Annotated in this window: 1 protein-coding gene; it reads left to right on the forward strand. The window is 46.9% G+C overall.

What is annotated here, in order from left to right; all coding sequences use genetic code 11:
• Nucleotides 1-520: 520 nt before the first annotated feature.
• Complete coding sequence (ltrA, locus tag EDM54_RS24790; RefSeq protein WP_024985477.1) at nucleotides 521-1,819, forward strand: group II intron reverse transcriptase/maturase; 1,299 nt, start codon at nucleotides 521-523, stop codon at nucleotides 1,817-1,819.
• Nucleotides 1,820-1,956 lie beyond the last annotated feature (137 nt).

The raw sequence follows: 1,956 nt of genomic DNA on the forward strand, positions 1-1,956 counted from the left end.
TGGAGCGTGCCCAGCAAGCCGTTAATTGCTAGTTGGTGAAAGTCCAACCGAGGCAGGAGCCAAGTCACCTCGTAGCTGACAGGCAACTGGTGGAGAAATCCTAAGGTTGAAGCCCTGTGACAAAGTAACTCGAAAGAGTGCGAGCAAATCAGCAGGCCGTAACATAAAGTGAATCCTGCAGCCTCGTTAAGAAAGACCACCGAGAGGTGGACAAAGGGAAGCCGAGCTTGTTTCATATGGGCGAAGGCCAAGGACGGTGTGGAGAACTTGGAATACAGCACCTATGAATCCCTCGGGGTATGGGGAGCGGTATGTTGAGAAAGTAGTTAACGGAACTGGGGAGACCCTACTCTGCACGCCCCGTCAGGAGCGTAAAACGGAAACCTATAACCGTAAGGGAAGTGGTGGATGGCAGAGAGGGAGTCGGAGGGGTTCATAGTACCGATGAACATAAGGACAACACAACCTTATGGAGGGAAGGAGCCCTGCTTTGTTCACGGGTCGAAGGAGGTAAGAGTGAGTGAATGCAAGTAAACTTGCTAACTACACCGATGTAAAAGCTCGACAACTTTGGACAACCCTATATCTTTGTGCCAAGGCAAACTCAAAACGGCGATTTCATGCCTTGTATGACAAAATCTACCGCCCGGATATTCTAGCGACAGCTTGGAGGAGAGTAAAAGCAAATAAAGGGAGCGGAGGAATCGACGGACAATCCATCGCACAGATTGTGGAGGAGTATGGGGAGAGCCGTTTTCTTAACGAGATCTATCTAGATTTAAAAGAAAAGCGGTATCGTCCACATCCGGTTCGTCGAACTTACATCCCTAAACCGGATGGCAAGAAACGTCCACTCGGCATCCCGACGATCAAGGATCGGGTGGTCCAAATGGCTACTAAGCTAGTCATTGAACCGATCTTTGAAGCTGATTTTCGGGACTGTTCTTATGGCTTTCGGCCAGGAAGAAATGCTCACCAGGCAATTGCACAGATACGCAAAGCAAGCAAGAGGTGTTATTGGGTCGTAGATGTTGACATTAAAGGGTATTTCGACAACATCAACCATGAGAAGTTGATGAAACTGGTCGAAATGAGAATCAGCGACAGACGTGTTCTGAAACTTATCCGACAATGGCTGCAGGCTGGGGTCATGGAAAATGATCAATTCCATGAAACAGAACTGGGAACTCCGCAAGGAGGGGTAATCTCGCCTCTTCTTTCAAACATCTATCTAAACTACATGGACACCATTTGGGAAAATCAATTCTCCCATCTTGGCACACTTATCCGCTATGCGGATGACTTCGTTATCATGTGCAGAACCAAACAAGAAGCATTGGAAAGCATTCAAGTGCTGATGGCTATTCTAAACAAGCTGGAGCTTAGTCTCAGTAAAGAGAAATCTAGACTCGTTAATATTTGGGACAATTCCACTGGGTTTGACTTTCTTGGGCTGCACCATCGCAAATTCCCCGTGTTCAACAAAGGGGGGAGCAAGGTATTTGCTATGTCTCATGTACCAGCTAAGAAAGCAATGAAGGAAATGAGACGTAAAATTAAGGAATACACTGCACCAAGGAACAAACTGTTTCTGTCTCTAGAAGAGCTAGTGAAAGGGCTAAATCGCAAGCTAAGGGGGTTCAAGAACTACTACTTCATCTCGCCCATCGCCAAACGATGGGCAAGACGGATAGACTGGTATGTGATTGAACGCCTTACAATCTTCTGCAACAAGAAAAGAAGCAAGCGGAATAAACATGCCGGAAAGCTGAAGGTCATACAAAACACGCAGGGTAGTTTATTGAAATTAGCCGGATAAAGTAAGCCGAATGCCAAAGAAAGAAGAACATCGGAAAGCCGTATGAGGGAAAACCTCACGTACGGTTTGATGAGGGGGAGCTGAAATGAGCAAGGCGACCATACGGTCGCCCGAAAGTTTCAGTTCTCTACTCTACA

Source organism: Brevibacillus borstelensis, assembly GCF_003710865.1.
In the GTDB taxonomy this organism is placed as follows: domain Bacteria; phylum Bacillota; class Bacilli; order Brevibacillales; family Brevibacillaceae; genus Brevibacillus; species Brevibacillus borstelensis.